13 protein-coding genes and 1 pseudogene are annotated in these 19,894 nt (G+C 63.0%); 7 read left to right on the plus strand and 7 right to left on the minus strand.

The features are described 5' to 3' along the window. Positions 1–120: 120 nt before the first annotated feature. From rpoD to NKH57_RS00220, 3 genes are all read right to left on the minus strand, one after another. Positions 121–2,142, minus strand: coding sequence for an RNA polymerase sigma factor RpoD (rpoD, locus tag NKH57_RS00210; protein WP_023761835.1), 2,022 nt, complete (start codon positions 2,140–2,142; stop codon positions 121–123). Positions 2,143–2,653: 511 nt separating this feature from the next. Beyond that, entirely contained in the window at positions 2,654–4,588 is a 1,935-nt protein-coding gene (gene dnaG / locus NKH57_RS00215; protein WP_352731860.1) for a DNA primase, read from the minus strand. A gap of 140 nt (positions 4,589–4,728) precedes the next feature. Then, a complete protein-coding gene (locus tag NKH57_RS00220; RefSeq protein ID WP_352940774.1) occupies positions 4,729–5,100 on the minus strand; it encodes an RcnB family protein in 372 nt (123 codons plus the stop codon). 397 nt (positions 5,101–5,497) lie between these two features. On the opposite strand from NKH57_RS00220, the gene NKH57_RS00225 reads away from it, so the two are divergent. The 3 genes from NKH57_RS00225 (at position 5,498) to NKH57_RS00235 (ending at position 8,826) form a co-directional block, all read left to right on the plus strand. Continuing rightward, positions 5,498–7,162, plus strand: coding sequence for a Na/Pi cotransporter family protein (locus NKH57_RS00225; RefSeq protein WP_023761837.1), 1,665 nt, complete (start codon positions 5,498–5,500; stop codon positions 7,160–7,162). Between the two features lie 107 nt (positions 7,163–7,269). After that, positions 7,270–7,467, plus strand: a complete 198-nt coding sequence (locus NKH57_RS00230; RefSeq protein ID WP_023761838.1) for a DUF2061 domain-containing protein — start codon at positions 7,270–7,272, stop codon at positions 7,465–7,467. A 174-nt stretch (positions 7,468–7,641) separates the two neighbouring features. Then, positions 7,642–8,826, plus strand: coding sequence for an MFS transporter (locus tag NKH57_RS00235; RefSeq protein WP_352940776.1), 1,185 nt, complete (start codon positions 7,642–7,644; stop codon positions 8,824–8,826). On the opposite strand, the pseudogene NKH57_RS00240 reads toward NKH57_RS00235, so the two are convergent. Further along, positions 8,769–9,029, minus strand: a pseudogene (locus tag NKH57_RS00240) (hypothetical protein); the annotation flags it as partial. The gene NKH57_RS00235 and the pseudogene NKH57_RS00240 sit on opposite strands and share 58 nt — an antisense overlap. Positions 9,030–9,205: 176 nt before the next feature. Between NKH57_RS00240 and NKH57_RS00245 the strand changes: the two are divergent. Beyond that, positions 9,206–10,309, plus strand: coding sequence for a glycosyltransferase family 4 protein (locus tag NKH57_RS00245; RefSeq protein WP_352940778.1), 1,104 nt, complete (start codon positions 9,206–9,208; stop codon positions 10,307–10,309). A 205-nt stretch (positions 10,310–10,514) separates the two neighbouring features. Next, the gene (locus NKH57_RS00250; protein WP_352940780.1) at positions 10,515–12,683 is read left to right on the plus strand and encodes an amylo-alpha-1,6-glucosidase; all 2,169 of its coding nucleotides are present in this window, start codon (positions 10,515–10,517) and stop codon (positions 12,681–12,683) included. A 103-nt stretch (positions 12,684–12,786) separates the two neighbouring features. Here NKH57_RS00250 and NKH57_RS00255 read toward each other — a convergent pair whose 3' ends face one another. Continuing rightward, a complete protein-coding gene (locus NKH57_RS00255; protein WP_352940782.1) occupies positions 12,787–14,997 on the minus strand; it encodes a heavy metal translocating P-type ATPase in 2,211 nt (736 codons plus the stop codon). A 107-nt stretch (positions 14,998–15,104) separates the two neighbouring features. Here NKH57_RS00255 and NKH57_RS00260 point away from each other — a divergent pair, with 107 nt between their 5' ends. Next, the gene (locus NKH57_RS00260; RefSeq protein WP_352940784.1) at positions 15,105–15,521 is read left to right on the plus strand and encodes a MerR family transcriptional regulator; all 417 of its coding nucleotides are present in this window, start codon (positions 15,105–15,107) and stop codon (positions 15,519–15,521) included. Between the two features lie 185 nt (positions 15,522–15,706). Here the strand turns inward: NKH57_RS00260 and NKH57_RS00265 are convergent, their stop codons facing one another. Further along, positions 15,707–16,264 carry a GNAT family N-acetyltransferase gene (locus tag NKH57_RS00265; protein ID WP_352940786.1) on the minus strand — a complete coding sequence of 186 codons (558 nt, stop codon included), beginning with the start codon at positions 16,262–16,264 and terminating at the stop codon, positions 15,707–15,709. Positions 16,265–16,431: 167 nt separating this feature from the next. Then, positions 16,432–18,627, minus strand: coding sequence for a catalase/peroxidase HPI (gene katG, locus NKH57_RS00270; protein WP_352940788.1), 2,196 nt, complete (start codon positions 18,625–18,627; stop codon positions 16,432–16,434). Between the two features lie 259 nt (positions 18,628–18,886). Here katG and NKH57_RS00275 point away from each other — a divergent pair, with 259 nt between their 5' ends. Then, the gene (locus NKH57_RS00275; protein WP_352940790.1) at positions 18,887–19,834 is read left to right on the plus strand and encodes a hydrogen peroxide-inducible genes activator; all 948 of its coding nucleotides are present in this window, start codon (positions 18,887–18,889) and stop codon (positions 19,832–19,834) included. Positions 19,835–19,894: the final 60 nt, after the last annotated feature.

Below are 19,894 nucleotides of genomic sequence, written 5' to 3' on the forward strand. Positions count from 1 at the left end.
TCGCCCAAAAAATGCATCCGACGCCGAATTATCCTCCCGAAGGGTGCGAGCCGCAAGAGCACGCCCCGGAACGAAAAAGGGCGCCAGTGGCGCCCTTGAACTCTTTGATCTCGGCAGGTCTTAGCTGTCCAGGAAGCTGCGCAGCTTGCGGCTGCGGCTCGGGTGCTTGAGCTTGCGCAGTGCCTTGGCCTCGATCTGGCGGATGCGCTCGCGCGTGACCGAGAACTGCTGGCCGACTTCTTCCAGCGTATGGTCGGTGTTCATGCCGATGCCGAAGCGCATGCGGAGCACACGTTCCTCGCGCGGCGTCAGCGAGGCCAGCACGCGCGTGGTGGTTTCGCGCAGATTGGCCTGGATCGCCGCGTCGATCGGCAGGATCGCCATCTTGTCCTCGATGAAATCGCCCAGATGCGAATCCTCCTCGTCGCCGACCGGCGTTTCGAGCGAGATCGGCTCCTTGGCGATCTTCAGCACCTTGCGCACTTTTTCGAGCGGCATGGCGAGCTTTTCGGCCAGTTCTTCCGGCGTCGGCTCGCGGCCGATCTCGTGCAGCATCTGGCGCGAGGTGCGCACGATCTTGTTGATCGTCTCGATCATGTGCACCGGGATGCGGATGGTGCGTGCCTGATCGGCGATCGAACGGGTGATCGCCTGCCTGATCCACCATGTCGCGTAGGTCGAGAACTTGTAGCCGCGGCGGTATTCGAATTTGTCGACCGCCTTCATCAGGCCGATATTGCCTTCCTGGATCAGGTCGAGGAACTGCAGGCCGCGATTGGTGTATTTCTTGGCGATGGAGATGACGAGGCGCAGATTGGCCTCGACCATTTCCTTCTTGGCGATCGCGGCTTCGCGCTCGCCCTTCTGCACCTGGTTGACGATCTTGCGGAATTCCAGGATCGAGATCGCCGTTTCGGTGGCGAGGTTCTGGATCTCGGCGCGCAGGTCCCTGATCGCGTCCTTCTCGTTCTTGGTGAATTCCTTCCAGCCGCGCGAGGTCAGGTTGCCGATCGCGCGCGTCCAGTTCGGGTCGAGCTCGGAACCCTGATATTCCTTCAGGAACTCCTCGCGGCGCACGCCGTAGCTTTCGGCGAGCCTGAGCAGCTTGCCTTCGTTCTGCACCAGGCGCTTGTTGATATCGTAGAGCTGCTCGACCAGCGCCTCGATGCGCGCCGTGTTGAGCGACAGCGACTTCACCGCCTTGATCAGCTGGTCCTTGAGCTCCTTCAGCCTGCGGTCCTGGCTGGGCGACAGCGTGCCGGCGGCGGCCAGACGGTTCTCGACCTGCTGGTCCTGCAGCTTGCGCAGCTTCTTGTAGGTGTCGGCGATGACGTCGAGCGTCTCCATGACCTGCGGGCGCAGTTCGGCTTCCATGGCCGCCAGCGAAAGGCTCGCTTCGTCCTCGTCTTCTTCGTCGTCATCGACCAGCCCGCGCGTATCGGCGGCGACATTGGTGACGTCGTCTTCCTCGTCGCGCGAACGGCGCGGCTTGTCCTCGACCTTGGCTTCCTCGATGCGCTCGACCACCGGCGCCTGCTTGGCTTCGGGTCCGGCATAGGTGGCTTCGAGATCGATGATCTCGCGCAGCAGGATCTTCGATTCGTTGAGCTCGTCACGCCAGATGATGATAGCCTGGAAGGTCAGCGGGCTTTCGCACAGGCCCGCGATCATCGTCTCGCGGCCGGCCTCGATGCGCTTGGCGATGGCGATTTCGCCCTCGCGCGACAGCAACTCGACCGAGCCCATCTCGCGCAGATACATGCGCACCGGATCGTCGGTGCGGTCGGTCGGTTCTTTCTTCGTCGTGGTGGCGGCAACGGCCGTGCCGGTCTGCTCGGCCAGCTCGTTGGCGTCTTCCTCGGCATCGGCCGCGGTGTCGGCGGCCTCGGGCTCCTCACCCTGCTCGTCGTCCTCGACCACGTTGATGCCCATGTCGGACAGCATCGCCATCGTGTCCTCGATCTGCTCGGAGGTTACTTCCTCGGAGGGCAGCACCGAATTCAGCTCGTCCATCGTGACATAGCCGCGCTTCTTGGCGGCCTTGATCATCTTCTTGACAGCATCATCGGAAAGGTCGAGCAGAGGGCCATCGGTGGCGCCTTCGCGTTCGGTTTCGACCTCTTCCTTTTCCTTTGTCGCCATAGTCTTTTTCTTCTCCTAGCGGCCGAACATCAAAGCCGCGTAAGCTGTCGGACCAGTCAAATCGGATGCGCTCGCTTATGAACGCGGTTCACCGGGCCAGTAACTGCATCAACTCGTCGTTTGGTGCATGTCGTTGTCCCCAAAACCGGTTTCCTTTTGGGCGACACGCATTAAGTCCAGATTAACCCTGGTATCTGTGGCAGGCAGGCTGCCTGTCCAGTGACCAGTACCCCCACATCGCTTATTTCCCGTCGACGCGGGTTCGGGTTAACGTTTCGAATCGTCCTGATTCCGTCATTCTGCCAGAAGGTCAAGCGCCTCTCGCATGATTCGCCTTAAAAAAGCGAATCAATTACCCGACTTAGCCCGCCGCGCACCATTTGGACGCGCAACGCCTCACTGTCATTCTCTTGCGAGGCCCGTTCCGCTCCTTGGATCGGAAAGGCCTTGTCATTCTTGGTGGAAGCATGATCTTCTCCGAAAACCGGTTCCCGCTTTTCGGGATCATGCCTTAAGCCCGCCCGGCCCTGCCCGAGGACACACCGAATCCTTCGATCAGCGCTTCCGTTGCCTGTACATCCTGAAATTGCGCCTGAATTTCGATCAGGTGCCGGTAATTTTCGTCTGTGGGATCAGTAGCGAGCGCCGCTTCCGCCTGTTTCAGCTCCTTATGTAAGGTGCGCGCGCTACGCTGCAAGTGCAGTGCCTGGCTGAAAGCGTCGCGGGCATCGTCAAGGGCGGCGGTCTCCAATGCCGGCCATTGCCGCATTCGCCGGATCAGGCCGACGGCACGCTCCCAGATCTCGGCGCAGCCGGCGCGTTCGATCGTCGCTATAACGGCCTGACGGTCATTCGCCATGTCATGCGCCATTGCATCGAGGATCGCGCCATGCAGCCGCCTCAGGTCCGAGTTGCCAAGATCGAGAAACTCGATATGGGCGAAATTCTCGTCGATCAGCGCCGGATGGTTGACCAATGCGACGATGATCGTCGCCTCGCGCACCGACATCCCCTCGCTGCCGCGCTTGACCAGTGCCGACTGGCCAAGGCTTTCGGTGATGGCGATGCGGCCGCCACCGCTCTTGGCGAACTGACCGCCGGGCGCGGCGGCCTTGCCCTGGCCCGGTCGTCCATCCTGGCGCCCTTGCCTAGTGCTGCGCTGGGAGCCGAAAAAGCTCAGCACGCGTTCGCGCATCTCCTGCTGATAATGGTAGCGCAGACTTTCGTCGCGGATGCGGCTGGTCAGCTCGCGCAGCGTCTTCTCGAGTTCGGCCCGCCGCTCCGGCGTGTCGAAGACGCCGCCCGCCGTCTCACGCATCCACAACAGATCGACCAGCGGTCGCGCCTCGGCCAGCACTATGCGGAACGCATCCGGTCCGTCGGCCCTGACCAAATCGTCGGGATCCTTGCCTTCCGGCAGCAGCGCGAAGCGCGCCGAGCGCCCGGCCTGCACCGACGGCAGCGCCATGTCGGCGGCTCGCCAAGCTGCCTTGAGCCCGGCCTTGTCGCCGTCGAAACACAGCATCGGCTCCGGCGCCATGCGCCAAAGCAGCTCAAGCTGATTTTCGGTGAGCGCGGTGCCGAGCGGCGCCACGACATTCTCGAAGCCGGCCTGCGCCAGTGCGATCACGTCCATATAGCCTTCGACTGCGATCACCGTGCCGCCCTTGGCGAGCGCCTTGCGGGCGCGGGCGAAATTATAGAGCACGTTGCCCTTGTGGAAGAGCTCGGTATCGGGCGAGTTCATGTATTTGGCCAGCGCATCCGGCTGCAGCGCGCGCCCGCCGAAAGCGATGATCTTGCCGCGCGAATCCGGGATCGGGAACATGATGCGGTCGCGGAACCAGTCATAGGAAACCGGGATGTCGTCGCCGTGGCGCACCAATCCGCAGGCCTCGATATCGGCCTTGGGAATGCCCTTGGCGGCGAGATGCTCCTTCAGCGCATTGCGGCTGTCGGGTGCGAAACCGAGCCGGAACGATTGCTGTGTCGCCGGTGTCAGGCCGCGATCGCGCAGATAGGCACGGGCTTTTGCGCCTTCCGGCCCCTGCAGCCGCTCCTGGAAGAAGGTGGTCGCCATCTCCATGACATCGGTCAGGCTGGCGCGCTCCTTTTCGCGCCGCTCCTCCTGCGCATCGCGAACCGGCATCGGCACACCGGCCATGTCGGCGATCTTTTCGACCGCTTCGGGAAAGCTCATCCCGTCGAGTTCGGTGAGGAACTTGAAATGATCGCCCGACACCGAGCAGCCGAAACAATGGTAGCGGCCCTTCTTGTCCTCGCAGTGGAAGGACGGGCTTTTCTCGCCATGGAACGGGCAGCAGGCCCAATAGTCGCCGCGCGGCGCGTTGGTCTTCTTCCTGTCCCACGCGACCCGCTGGCCGATAAGCTGGGAAATCGGCACGCGGTCGCGTATCTCGTCGAGGAAAGCGGGTGGAAAGCGCATCGGGGAACTCGTTTCCCCACCATATAATCATGCCCGCGAAATCCGACGACCCCTAATGCGGGCCGTACCCGGTTTCCACAGGGCAAAAAGAAAGGCGGCCGTTGCTGGCCGCCCCCTTTCGCTGCCCGGTAAGCTGCCGGTTACTGCGCGTCAAGCGCGCCGAAGACGACGCCGGAGAGGATGCCGACCAGCACGTAGTCGTTGCCGACGCGGATCCATTCCTGACCGCGACCGGGACGATGCAGGCCGTACCGGCGATAATCGCGGATCGGTTGGTGACGCTTCCAGCTGGAATATTTCTGGCCATTGCGCCAATGGCTGCGCTTCACGACGACCTTCTTCTTCACCACGACGCGCTTACGCACGTCGACATGCTTGCCGGGCTTCTGCCAGTCGACCTGGCTGTAGTTCGACTGCGGCGCGACCGGCGCATTCAGCGACGCGGCCTGGCCGGTGAATGACGTGGCGGCCAGCATCGAGAAAGCGAGGGCCGAAAGGATAATGCGTTTCATGAGAAGTCTCCTTGGTTTTCGACATCAGAGGAATGGCGGGACATCGATGAACCGAAACTGAACGCCTGCATTACAATTGTGTAATGAATTCATCTATTTATCCGAGAGAGTTGGACGTCATCGCAAAATTAAGAGCCCAAACGCGCGGCAAACTTGGCCGATCCGCCGCCCCACAGCGGCTTGGCAATGCAACCATTTGCGCCTCAATCCATTTTCCGACACCGCCTGTCGCGGCCTGTCGCGCGGCAACGGCCATTAAAATCGACAATATTTTATTATCCGGCTAAAATATTCGAGTATTATCGGCGACTGCCATGAACATGATTCGTAACCCCGCTTTTCATCCCGCCCGCCACGCTGGCCGCGTCGGACGCCCTATTCGCATGCGTGCGGCAAGATGAGCGGCTCCGTCGTTCTTCTGCATCTGGCCGGCGCCGTGGCGCTGATGCTGTTTGCCACCCGCATGGTCAAGACCGGCGTCGAGCGCGCCTATGGCGACGTGCTGCGCCATCGTCTGCGCGCCACCATGCGCAATCCGGTCATGGCGGTGCTGGCCGGCACCGGCCTCGCCATCGCGTTGCAGAGCTCCACCGCCGTCACGCTTCTGGTCGGCTCCTTCGCCGGCTCCGGCATCGTCTCGGGCGCCGCGGGCCAGCTTGCCGTGCGCGGCGCCGAGATCGGCTCGGCGCTGGTGGTCAAGCTGCTGACCTTCGATCTCACCCTGCTGGTACCGCTCTGCCTGATCACGGGCACGGTGATGTTCATGGCTACCGAGCGCCGCGATTGGCGCCAGTCCGGCCGCATCCTGGTCGGCATCGGCCTTCTGATCCTGTCGCTGGAAATGATCGGCCAAGCATCGGAGCCGCTGCGCAACAGCCAACTCCTGCCGGTCATCATCAACTATTTCTCGACTGATTCCATAACCGCCTATCTGCTGGCGGCGCTGATCACCTGGCTGTTCCAGTCGAGCATCGCGGCGGTTCTGTTGATGGCGACGCTCGCCGGCCGCGGCCTGATCACGCCGGAACTCGGCGTCGTCCTCATCCTCGGCGTCAATCTCGGCTCCTCGATCATCGCGCCGATGCTGACCCGCTCGTCGAGCCCCGAAGTGCGCGTCGTGCCGGTCGGCAATCTCCTGATGCGCGGGCTTGGCTCTCTGGTCATGCTGATCCTGGTCATGATCTTCAGGCCGCACTTCGCCTTTCTTGGTTCGACGGCCGCGGACCAGATCGTCAACGCCCACATCCTGTTCAATGTGCTGATCCTGCTCGCCGGGCTGCCGCTGGCCGGCTTCGTCTATCGCGCTTCCGAAAAGATTGTCGCGCTTGGCATCAAGCCAGTGCCGGCCGCCTCGCTCGATGTCGTCGAGCTATCCGCGCTTAACGAGAGCGCTCTCGACGTGCCAAGCCAGGCGCTAGCCAATGCCACGCGCGAAGTGGTGCGGGTCTGCGAGACAGTCGAGATCATGTTGAAGCGCATCATCGAACTTTATGAAAGTACCGACGCCGACAAGATCAAGGCGCTGGCTGCACTCGACGACCGCGTCGACAGAAAGCACGCCGCGATCAAGCTCTATCTGGCCAAGCTTACCAGGAATTCGCTGACCGAGGACGAGGCGTTGCGCTGCCAGGAGCTGATCGGCGCCTGCGTCAAGCTGGAGCAGGTCGGCGATATCATCGTGCGCAACATGCTGGTGCATGTGAAGAAGAAGTTCGAGCGCGGACTGGAATTCACCGACGAAGGCTGGAGCGAGTTGTTCGCCTTCCACAGCTCGGTGCTCGCCAATGCACGGCTAGCCTTCAACGTCCTGGTTTCGCGCGACCCCGAGACAGCCCGCCAGCTGGTGCTGGAAAAGGACCGGCTGCGCGATCGCGAGAAGGAAACCAGCGCCAGTCATTTCGTACGACTGCGCGACGGCACCGCCAAAAGCGTCGAGACCAGTTCGATCCATCTCGACACCATCCGCGACCTGAAGCAGATCAACTCGCTGCTGGCCTCGATGGCCTATCCGGTGCTCGAAGAGCGCGGCCTGCTCACCGGGTCGCGGCTGAAGGCGAGCTGATCCACGACACCATCAGGTGCCGTACGCCCTTCTGCGGCAAAATACCTTTGCTCTGTTTCCTCCAGTCGGGATAAGGGTTCATTAGCCCAGCCTTTCGGAGGAAATCGATGGATACCCACTCGCGCAGTTTTGCCAAGGCGCTCTCCTGGCGCGTGACCGGCACCATCGACACGATGATCATTTCGCTGGTCGTGACGGGAAGCGTCAAGCTCGCCGCGACAATCGGCCTGACCGAGGTCGCCACCAAATCCTTGCTCTACTATGCCCATGAACGCGCCTGGCTGAGAATTCCCTACGGGCGCTAGACCGTAGCATAGCGGCGTTCGCGCGACCGACCCGGCGCGCCCTCACCGGCTGTCACGCCAGCAGGTTGCGTTGGGTCTCGATCAAGAAAACCTAAACCGGCGCCAACAATTTCTGAATTGTCCGCGACGCCCGTCCGTGGTTTGACGCCTGCAATCGAGGATCCAATTCCGGCCATGTCGCTTCCGCTCATCGCCCTGTTCATCGCCGCCTTTGCCTTCGGCACCACTGAATTCGTGATTGCCGGAGTGCTGCCGCAAGTGGCGCAAGGGCTCGGCGTTTCGGTTCCCTCCGCCGGTTATCTCGTCTCCGGCTATGCCTGCGACATCGCCGTCGGCGGCCCGCTGCTGGCGCTCGCCACCAAGTCGCTGTCGCGCAAGAACTTGCTGCTTGGCCTCGCCGTCGCCTTCACCATCGGCCAGGCCGCCTGCGCGTTGGCGCCCGACTTCACCTCGATGCTGCTGTTGCGCATTGCCGTCGCGGTCGCTCACGGCGCCTATTTCGGCGTCGCCATGGTCGTCGCCGTCGGTCTTGTGCGCGAGGATCAACGCGGCATGGCGGTCGCCGTCATCCTGTCCGGCCTTACCGTCTCCAACGTCATCGGCGTGCCCGCCGGCACCGCGATAGGCAACATCTGGGGCTGGCGCGCCACCTTCTGGGTAATGTGCGCGCTGGGCGTGGCGGCAACGCTTGCCATGGCAGCGCTGCTGCCGCGCGCCACCGGATCGTCGACGAGGCCCGCCGGCTTTGCCCGCGAGGTTCGCGTGCTGGCCCGCCAGCAGGTCTGGACCTCGCTGATCCTGATGTTGATGCTGATGATCGGCCAGTTCGGCCTGTTCACCTACATCACCCCGACACTGCTGGAGGTCACCGGGCTCGACGAGGGCTGGGTGCCGTGGGTGCTGCTGCTCAATGGCGTCGGCGCCACGCTAGGCGTCTTCCTCGGCGGCAAGCTCTCCGACTGGAAGCTGATGCCGTCGCTGATCTCGATGCTGGCCCTGCAGGCGGCGACGCTGGCCGTCATCTATGTCGTCAGCCCCTATCCCTTGCCGATGGTCGTCGCGATCGTCGTCTGGGGCGGCCTCAACTTCGCCATCGGCACACCGATCCAGACCCGCATCCTGGCCTGGACGGCGGACGCCTCGAACCTCGCTTCGTCGCTCATTCCGTCCGGCTTCAATGTCGGCATAGCGATTGCCGCGTCGCTGGGCGCCGCCACGCTCAATGCCGGCTACGGCTATCGCAGCCTGCCGCTGCTCGGCGCCGTCGCCATGCTGGTCGCGGTCGCGGTGGCGCTCGCCTCTTATGTCTGGGAAGGACGCAGCAAAGCCACGCCGCCGCTGACGGCCCCAGCGGAGTAGAGCTCGAACAAAGCACTGATCCGCGCCAGGATCGCCGCCCACAGGCCGCCGGCGATGGTGGTGACCAGGAACACCGCCTTCAGCCCCAGCGTCAGGGTGATGTTCTGTCCGATATCGGCCATCATCGCACGCGACAGTTTTGCTATGCGCACGAGGTCCATGCCCCGGCCATGCAGGATCGCCGCATCCGCCCTTTCTACGGCGGCTCGCGCCGAGATGGGCGTCCCTTGTCGTTGTTCGGGGCGGCGTCGCAACGCAGCGATTGTTCCCCGGAACAAATCAGCAATCCGAAAGTTGGCGGTGATGTGAATAGGTGAAGGAGGGTCGTGCCATCGCCGGTTGGTTTGAAGGCTGACTTCCGCTTTCAGGTATTCCGCAGATGAAGATAGCCCAGATCGCACCTCTGATCGAGTCGGTACCGCCGAGGCTTTATGGAGGGATTGAGCGCATCGTTTCCTATTTGACGGAAGAGCTGGTTCGACAGGGCCACGAAGTGACGTTGTTCGCCAGCGGCGATTCAAGCACCTCGGCCGAACTGGTCGCGTGTTGCAATGCTGCACTACGCCTGAACCCTAGCGCCCAGAACCATGTTCCGTATCACGTCATGATGCTTGAACAGGTTCGCAGACGGGCGAATGAATTCGATGTGCTGCATTTTCACGTCGATGTTCTCCACTTTCCAATGATCCGTGAGTTCGCGCGGCGAACCGTTACCACCCTACATGGCCGGCTCGACCTTCCGGACCTGGCGCAACTTTACGCGATGTTCGACGACCTTCCACTGGTCTCGATTTCCAATGACCAGCGCCGGCCCATGCCACCGGTCGACTGGCTCGGAACAGTTTATCACGGCCTGCCGCCCGACATTCTCCCCTTCCGGCCGAATGCCTTGGGTTATCTGGCGTTCCTTGGCCGAATCTCACCGGAAAAGGGGCCGGAAGCCGCGATAGAAATCGCAGCGCGCGCCGGGATGCCGCTGAAGATCGCCGCCAAAATCGACGCGGTGGACCAATCATTTTGGACTGAGAAGGTCGAACCCAAGGTGCTTCGACATTCGAACGTCGAGTTCGTTGGCGAGATCGATGAACGGCAGAAGGCAGATTTTTTGGGCGGAGCGACAGCGCTGCTGTTTCCGATCGACTTGCCCGAACCGTTCGGCCTTGTAACCATCGAGGCGATGGCCTGCGGCACCCCGGTGATAGCCTTCAACCGCGGCGCCATTCCAGAGGTCATCGACGATGGAGTGTCCGGACTGATCGTGGAAGGTGTTGGCGAAGCTGTCGAGGCCGTCCGGCGGGTAGGCGATCTCGATCGTGCACGGGTGCGGGAAATTTTCGAAAAGCGGTTCACGGTTGGACGCATGTGCCGCGACTACATGGCGGTCTACCGCTTGCTCGCGGGCACCAGGCGACTTGCACCTGGCCCCCAAAATGGCTGCGCTGCGGATGCGGCTGCGATGGTCGTGGCCGAACCGGCCGCCTAGAACCGATGGTTCGAACCGCGTTTGATCGAGCCGAAAGAGCGAAAGTTGCCAATCATTCGCCAAGAATTCGAACCACGCTATCCGCGACCGCACGCCCGAGTACGGGACTGATGCGAATATTATTGATGAGGGAGGTTCGGCGCAAGCGAGTGGGAGCATGTGCGCGCCTCTGCCGCCCAAGCCTCTTCTGAACAGGAGGGCTGACATGACCATTGAAGTCGAAGACCGAAAGCTTGATCCAGCTGTGGCTCTCCCGGCACTGGACGAATCGGCACCGCGCGAGCCGCACAGGCAATTTGCTCTGAAGCATGAGGACTGCTTCATCGTCACCGACAGCTATGGTGACATACGCGGCACTGGCGACGGGCTTTTCCGCGACGATACGCGTGTGCTGTCGCGCTTCCGTCTGTTCATTGGCGGCCGTATGCCCTCGCTGCTCGGCGCCTCGCTGTCGCAGGACAACATTCTATTCAACGCCAATCTCACCAATCTGGCCACCATCGGGCCAAACGGCAGCGAAACGCTGCCAGGCGTCGTCCACATCAATCGGACCCGGTTCATCTGGCAGGACCGGATGTTCGAGCGGATCACGTTCTCGAACTACGCCAGGCGCGAGGTGCTGCTGCCGGTCCGTTTCGACTTTGACGCCGATTTCCGTGACATGTTCGAGGTGCGAGGCACTACCCGAAGCCGCCGTGGTCGTGCGCATGATGCGTTGGTCGGCGAGACGAGCGTCACGTTCCGATACGAAGGCCTCGACAATGTATCGCGCCAATCTGTCATCGCGTTTTCGATGGGGCCCGATCAGGTGCATCCCAATCACGCCGAGTTTCGCATTCTGGTGGCAATGCGCGACAGAAGAGAGCTGTATCTGGAGGTCGGTCACAGCGAAGAAGCCCCATCCAGTGATCGTTTCCGAGCGGCCGCGGCACGGGCGCGGTTTGCCATGCGCTCAAAGCGTAGACAGGGCGCCACGGTGTTCAGTTCCGGCCGCGTGTTTAATGACTGGCTCACGCGCACGCGCGCCGACATCGCCTTGCTGACCACTGATCTGGAAACTGGGCCATATCCGTACGCGGGGATTCCCTGGTTCTCTACCGCCTTTGGCCGCGACGGCGTCATTTCCGCCTTGCAGATGTTGTGGCTGAACCCTGAGCTCGCTCGCGGCGTCCTGGCGTTCCTTGCCCGTTATCAGTCGACAGAAACGTCGATATTTGACGATGCCGAGCCCGGCAAGATCATGCATGAAACGCGCAAGGGGGAAATGGCTGTACTGCGCGAACTGCCGTTCGGCCGCTACTATGGTGGAGTCGACACCACTCCGCTCTATGTCTACCTGGCTTGCTCCTATGCCGATCGCACCGGCGATCACGAATTCGTCGATCGCATGTGGGATTCCCTGTGTGCGGCGATCGCGTGGATGGAGGAGGTCGGAGCTCGCAACGGAGAGGGCTTCGTGACCTACAACAGGGGGGCGGATACGGGGCTTTTCAACCAAGGCTGGAAGGACAGCGCCGACGCGATCTTCCATGCCGATGGCACGATACCCAAGGGACCAATCGCATTGGTAGAGGTGCAAGGCTATGTCTTTGCGGCCTACCAAGGCATGGCTGCACTGGCGGCAAAGCGCGGCGACGACGCCAAGGCCGCACGCTGGAGCGCCATGGCAGAAAGGATCCGCAGCGCGGTGGAGACGCGGTTTTGGATGCCGGAGAGCAACTTCTACGCCTTGGCAATAGACGGAGAAGGCAAGCAATGCGCCGTGCGTGCCTCCAACGCGGGTCACCTGCTTTATGTCGGGCTGCCGTCAGCGGAACGGGCGCAGTCGATTGCCGCGCAGCTGCTGTCAGCTCACCTCCACAGCGGTTGGGGCGTTCGCACCCTGGCCGACGACGAGCTTCCATTCAACCCGATGTCCTATCACAACGGTTCGATCTGGCCGCATGACACGGCGATCTGCGCCGCTGGGCTCGCCCGCTACCAGGAGCGGACAAGCGTTGTAAAGCTGATGAGCAGTATGTTTGAGGCAGCGGTCCGCTTCAACATGCGGCTGCCGGAACTATTCTGCGGCTTTACGCGCGCGATCGGCGACGCGCCGATCGCCTATCCCGTAGCCTGTCTGCCACAGGCATGGTCGGCCGGATCCGCCTTTATGTTGCTGCAGGCCTGCCTGGGGATTCGAGTCGACGGTTGGAAACACGAGATCAATGTCCAGCAGCCCCGGTTGCCGATCGGCATCGACAACATCGTGATCCGGCACTTAGCGGTCGGTAAGGCGAAGGTCGACCTTACGTTTCAGCGCATCGGCGACCACATGGTCTGCTATCTCGATGAGCGGCACGAGGGCCTCGTGCCGCTGGTGGTGCACTCTTAGTGATCGGATCGCACAATGCGATCACTGATGCCCGACGTGCGCGTCGGCCAATGCACGCTGCTCAACACCGGCGTGACCGCGATCCTCCGGTAAGACTGTCGACTCACCCGCGCCAGCGCAGCAGGCGCATGGCTTTGGCGGTGACCAGCACGGTGGCGCCGGTATCGGCCAGGATCGCCGGCCACAGTCCGGTGATGCCGGCGATGGTGGTGACCAGGAACACCGCCTTCAGCCCGAGTGCCACCCCGATGTTCTGGCCGATATTGGCCATCACCGCCCGCGACAGTTTTACCATGCGCACGACGTCCATGACCCGGCCATGCAGGATCGCAGCGTCGGCGGTTTCCAGCGCCACATCGGTGCCGCCACCCATGGCGATGCCGATATCGGCGGCGGCGAGCGCCGGCGCGTCGTTGATGCCGTCGCCGACCTTGGCGACTTTCAACCCCTCGCACTGCAGCTCACCGACGATGCGCAGCTTGTCCTGTGGCAGCAACTCTGCCCGCGCCTCGATGCCGAGCGAAGCGGCGATGGCTTCGGCGGTGCGGCGGTTGTCGCCAGTCAGCATCACCGCCCGGATGCCCTCGGCCTTCAGTGCCGCAATACCCGACGCCGCATCCGGTCTCGGCTCATCGCGCATGGCGATCAACCCCGCCACCACGCCATCGGCAACAAGCACCGACACCGTCTTGCCTTGGCCGTTGAACCTGTCGACGGCAAGGCGCTGCGCTTTGGTCATCACGGCGCGTTCGCTCGCCGCGTGACCGGAGCCCAGGAAGACAGCGACGGCGCCGACGCTGCCCTCGACGCCCTTGCCGGAAATCGCCTTCGCCGCCAGCGCCGGCGGCACCGGCGCCTTGTCGGTCTTGGCCCTCTCCAGGATCGCCATCGCCAACGGATGGCTGGAGCCCTGCTCCAGTGCTGCCGCCAATGCCAGCACGGTGCGTTCGTCGCGCCCATAGGCCGCGATGTCGGTGACGACTGGTTTGCCGGCCGTCAGCGTGCCGGTCTTGTCGAAGGCGACCGCCGTAATGCCGCGAAACCCTTCCAGCACGGCACCGCCCTTCATCAACAGGCCACGCCGCGCGCCGGTCGCAAGACCTGCGGCGATCGCCGCCGGCGTCGAGATGACCAGCGCGCAGGGGCAGCCGATCAGCAGGATCGCCAGGCCCTTGTATATCCACTCGTTCCAGTCGCTGCCGGCAAGCAGCGGCGGCAGCAGCGCCCCCAGCGCGCCAACCGCGAGCACCGCAGGAGTGTAAGTGCGCGAGAATCGATCGATGAAGCGCTCGGTGGGCGCCTTGGCCTCCTGCGCTTCCTCCACCAGCCGCACGACGCGAGCGATGGTGTTGTCCGACGCGGCCGCCGTCACTCGTACCTTGAGCACGCCGTCGGTGTTGATCGTGCCGGCAAAGACGGCTTCCGCGACACTCTTGCGCTTCAGCGTGCTCTCCCCGGTCACCGGCGCCTCGTCGATCTCGCTCGCCCCTTCGACGATCTCGCCATCGGCGGGAATACGGTCGCCCGGCCGCACCACGATGACGTCGCCGACCGCAAGGTCTTCAGCGGGAACCTCCGATGTGCCGCCTGCGCGCTCGACCCGTGCTGTCTTCGGCACCAGATCGGCAAGTCCCTGTATGCTCGCCCGCGCACGGCCGGCGGCGACACCTTCCAGAAGTTCGCCCATCAGGAACAGCACCACCACGGCGGCGGCTTCTTCCGTGGCGCCGATCATCACGGCGCCTGTCGCCGCGATGGTCATCAGCGTCTCGATCGAAAACGGCGTGCCGGCCAGTCCCGCCATCAGCGCGCGCCCCGCGACCGGCACCAAGCCGACCAGCAGCGCGGCCAGGAACACCCAGCGCTCGGCCGCCGGAAACAGATAGCCGATGCAATAGGCAGCAAGAAGCGCTGCCGCATAAGCCAGCGTCAGCACTGCCCGGCGGGAACGCCACCACGCCTGCCCCGGCTCGCCACCCATGTATGAAGCGATGGCCTGCTTGCTGGCCGGCTCGCCATGATCGTGGCCTTCGTGGTCATGATCAGCATGGTCATACGCTTTGACTGCTGAAGCGTGCCCATCGATCCTGGCTTCGGCCTTTTTGATGCCATACCCAAGCCGCGCAACCTGCCGCAGCACCTTGTCTTCCGGCAGTGCGCCACCGTGACTGACCGTCATGCTGGCGCCGGTCACTGAAACCGAGACATCAGCGACGCCGTCGAGACGGCGAACCGCCGTGTCGATCTTGGCCGCGCAGGAGGCGCAATCCATGCCGCCGATAGTGAACCGCGTCTGCTTGAGGGGCATCGTCATCGCATCACCTATCTGTCTTGCCCACGCGGCGTCGCCGCATTGGTCTTGAATGCTGATGTGAGGCACTGTAATTGCTCTAGTCACTAGAGCTTCAAGAGGCAAAATTCATGTTTTCGATCGGCGATCTCTCCCGCCGCACCGGGGTGAAGGTGCCGACCATCCGCTACTACGAGCAGATGGGCCTGGTAGCCGCACCCGAGCGCTCGGAAGGCAACCAGCGCCGCTATTCCAGGCAGGAGCTGGAGCGGCTGGCCTTCATCCGCCACGCCCGCGACCTCGGCTTCGCCGTGGAAGACATCCGCTCGTTGATCGAATTGAGCGGCCACCCCGAGCAGCCCTGCGGCCACGCCGACAGGATCGCCGAGGAACAACTGATCTCGGTGCGGGAGAAGATTGCCCGGCTGAAGCGGCTGGAGGCCGAACTCGAACGCATCGCCACCTGCTGCAATGGCAAGACGGTCGGCGACTGCTACGTCATCCGCGCGCTGTCCGACCACGCGCTGTGTGCTGACGAGCATGGGTGAGAGGTTGGTAGCGATCCAGGAGCTGTGAGGACAGAAAGCAGACCTCGCACCGCCGCTGCAAGGCTTGGATTCCTCGCCCCACGAAAGTGGGGAGAGGTGGCCGCGAAGCGGTCGGAGAGGGGCCTGCGCCAGCGGATATAAGGGGATTTCTCCCAGCCTGCCCCGGATAAGATTGCGCCATTCCCCTACAACTCGATCCGAAACCGCAAACTCTCCGCCCCGCCATAGGCGGCGTCCTGGAAGAAGCGTTCGACGAGCTTGCCGCCATTGGCAAGGATCACCTTGTGCGATGCTGGATTGCCTGGTTTGGCGGTGATCTCGACATAGGGCAGGCCGACCGCCCTCGCCTCGTCCAGCATCAGCCGCAGCGCGTCGGTGGCGTAACCGCGCCGCCGCTTCCACGGCACCACCGCATAGCCGATATGGCCAAGCACATGTGGCGGCAGTTCTGCCGTGCCCTGCTGCCAGCGGAAGCCGATCGAGCCCGATGCCTCGCCGTCCCAGATCCAGCGGCGGAAGCCCGGCAGGCGCGGCACTTGCTTGCCGTCGGGCAAGGTGATCGGACCGCCTTTGGCCTGTGGATCGTCAAGGTCGGCGAGAAAGGCCACCGGATCTTTTTCGATTGCCGCAAGCTGCTCGCGCGTCGCTTCCATCAGCCGCACATTGTCCGGCGACCAGCCGCGCTCGAGCGCCGCCTTGTAGGACGGCAAATGTTCAAGCGCGGGTTTGACGATTTCGACCATGGTGCACCAGCGGAGACGCTATGCAGACAAGATAGCAGCATTGCCCGGCAAGGCACGATCCACCAAGGGGCAGCCTCTTGCGACAGGGCCGCATTCCCATCGCTGGAAACGCGGCCCTGATCCTGGTCGATTGGCGCTCCGGCAAGGCCGGATCGCCGCTGGCAATGTCAGGCGATGTCGAAGCGGTCGGCGTTCATCACCTTGGTCCATGCCGCCACGAAATCCCTGGCGAATTTCTGCCCGGCGTCCGCGGAGCCATAGACCTCGGCAAGTGCACGCAATTGTGCGTGCGAACCGAAGATCAGGTCTGCGCGCGTGCCGGTCCACTTGACCGCCTTGGTCTTACGGTCGCGCGCTTCGTAGACTTCGTCGGAGCCGGCGGCCGGATCCCAGACCGTGTTCATGCTGAGCAGGTTGACGAAGAAGTCATTGGTCAGCGTCCCCGGCCGGTCGGTGAACACGCCATGCTTCGACTTGGCCGTGTTGGCGCCAAGCACCCGCAAGCCACCGACCAGCACCGTCATCTCCGGCGCCGTCAGCGACAGCAATTGCGCCCGATCGACCAGCATGGCTTCGGTCGACATCGGCTGCTTGCCTCTGGCATAGTTGCGGAAGCCATCGATTTTCGGCTCGAGCGGCGCAAAGGAATGAACATCCGTCTGTTCCTGAGAGGCGTCCATGCGGCCCGGCGTGAATGGCACCTTCACCTCATGGCCCCCATCCTTCGCGGCTTTTTCGACCGCGGCGACGCCGCCGAGCACGATGAGGTCGGCAAGCGAGACCTTCTTGCCGCCGGTCTGTGCCGCGTTGAACTCGCTCTGGATGCCTTCAAGCCTGGCAAGCACCTTCGACAGTTCGGCCGGCTGGTTGACCTCCCAGTCCTTCTGCGGCGCGAGGCGGATGCGGGCACCGTTGGCGCCGCCGCGCTTGTCGGAATTGCGGAACGTCGAGGCCGACGCCCAAGCGGTCGAGACCAACTCGGAGACCGACAGGCCCGATGCCAGGATCTTCGACTTCAGGGATGCGATATCCTGCTCGCTGACCAATTCGTGGTCGACCGCCGGGATCGGATCCTGCCAGATCAGCACTTCCTTCGGCACGAGCGGGCCGAGATAGCGGACGACCGGGCCCATGTCGCGGTGGGTCAGCTTGTACCAGGCGCGGGCAAACGCGTCGGCGAACTGGTCCGGATGCTCATGGAAACGCCGCGAGATCTTTTCATAGGCAGGATCCACCCTCAGCGCGAGATCGGTGGTCAGCATGGAAGGCGCGCGGCGCTTTGACGGATCATGCGCATCCGGCACGGTGCCGGCACCAGCGCCGCCCTTCGGCGTCCACTGGTGAGCGCCCGCCGGGCTTTTCGTCAGCTCCCATTCGTAGTTGAACAGATTGTCGAAGAAGTTGTTGCTCCACTTGGTCGGCGTTGTGGTCCAGGTCACCTCGAGACCCGAGGTGATCGCGTCCCCGGCAATGCCGGTAGCGTACTTGCTCGACCAGCCGAGGCCCTGCGCTTCGATGCCGGCGCCTTCCGGTTCGGCTCCCACCAACGAGGCATCGCCGGCGCCGTGCGTCTTGCCGAAGGTGTGACCGCCGGCGATCAGCGCCACGGTCTCTTCGTCGTTCATCGCCATACGGCTGAAGGTTTCGCGGATGTCACGTGCCGAGGCCAGCGGATCAGGTTTGCCGTTCGGCCCTTCCGGATTGACGTAGATCAGGCCCATCTGGACGGCGCCGAGATTGCCTTGGAGTTCGCGGTCGCCGGAGTAGCGCTCGTCGTCGAGCCACTTGGTTTCCGAACCCCAATCCACGTCCTGCTCGGGCTCCCAGACGTCGGCGCGGCCACCGGCGAAGCCGAAGGTCTTGAAGCCCATCGATTCGAGCGCGACATTGCCAGCGAGGATCAACAGGTCGGCCCAGGAGATCTTCCGGCCATATTTCTGCTTGACCGGCCACAGCAGCCGACGCGCCTTGTCGAGATTGGCATTGTCCGGCCAGCTGTTGAGCGGCGCGAAACGCTGCTGGCCGGCGCCGGCGCCGCCACGGCCGTCGCCGATGCGATACGTGCCGGCACTGTGCCAGGCCATGCGGATGAACAGCGGTCCGTAGTGGCCGAAATCGGCGGGCCACCAATCCTGCGAATCCGTCATCACATGGTGCAGATCCTTGATCACCGCATCGAGATCGAGCGACTTGAATTCCTCGGCATAGTCGAACTCCTCGCCCATCGGATCCGAAAGGTTCGATTGCTGGTGCAGAACGCCGAGGTCAAGTTGGTTTGGCCACCAGTCACGGTTGCTCCTGCGGGAGGACCCATGCGCAACCGGGCATTTGCCCTTGCTGTTGTCGTCTGTGTTGGCGTCCATGTTTTTCTCCGATCGTGGCTGTGTTGAGCTGTTTCAACGGCTGCGTGAGCAAGGACACTGGATGCCCCTGGAGGTGGTCCGTTTCATGGCAGGCGCTATGACCTGCGCCCGATACGCGACCGAATATCTTGGATGTCCATCGCTGCGAGCGCCTGGACCAGATGGTCCCGGCTGCTCCTGATCTTCCTCGCAGTTCCTATAGCAAAGTCGCGTGATTAATTTAAGTTGGATTTCCTGATTGCAGCGATAAGATTACGCTATGACAAACCTGACGCTGAAGCAGCTGCGTTATTTCGAAGCGCTGGCCAGACACAACCACTTCGGACGTGCGGCGGATGCCTGCGCCATCTCCCAGCCCGCCATCTCGGTGCAGATCAAGGAATTGGAGGAAACGCTGGGCACGGAGCTTTTTGAAAGAGGTCCGCGACAGGTCCGGCTGACCAATTTCGGCGAGGAGTTTGCCTTGCGCGTCCGCGACATCCTGCGCTCGGTGGATGAACTGACGGATCTGGCCCGCGCCTCGCGCGACCGGCTCGTGGGCCGGCTGCGCATCGGCGTGATCCCCACGATCGCGCCCTACCTTCTGCCTGCCATCATCGGCAACCTCGCCCGCATGCATGACGGCCTCGATATCCACGTGCGCGAGACGCAGACGCAGAAGCTGATCCAGGAACTGGCCGACGGTCGGCTCGACGCGGCCATCGTCGCGCTGCCGGTATCGGAAGCGTCGCTGACCGAAATCGTGCTGTTTGCCGAGAACTTCGTGCTGGTCCGGCCCGGCGAGGACGAGGGAAAGCCGGTGCCCAATCGCGAAATGCTGCGCGAGATGCGGCTGCTTTTGCTGGAGGAGGGCCATTGTTTCCGCGATCAGGCGCTGTCGTTCTGCAATATGCATTCGGCACGGCCAAGGGAGTTGCTGGACGGCAGCTCGCTGTCGACCTTGGTGCAAATGGTCGGCGCCGGCGTCGGCGTCACCTTGATCCCGGAAATGGCCGTGCCGGTGGAGACACGCTCGGCGTCGGTTTCCATCGCCCACTTCGCCAGTCCTCAGCCGTCGCGGACCATCGGCATGATCTGGCGCAAGACAAGCCCGATCGCCAAACAGCTGCTGCGGATCTCCGAAGTGGTTCGCCAGTCATCCGATGCGCTGCGCGCGCAGTATGGTCCGGCATCGGTTGAGCAGGCTGAAACTGCCTCAACGCGCTAAACAAGATGTGTTTCGCCGATTGATGCGGGACCATTTATGATCGATTCTCGGCGGCGCAAG

It is taken from the genome of Mesorhizobium sp. M1050 (assembly GCF_040318715.1).
Taxonomy (GTDB): domain Bacteria; phylum Pseudomonadota; class Alphaproteobacteria; order Rhizobiales; family Rhizobiaceae; genus Mesorhizobium.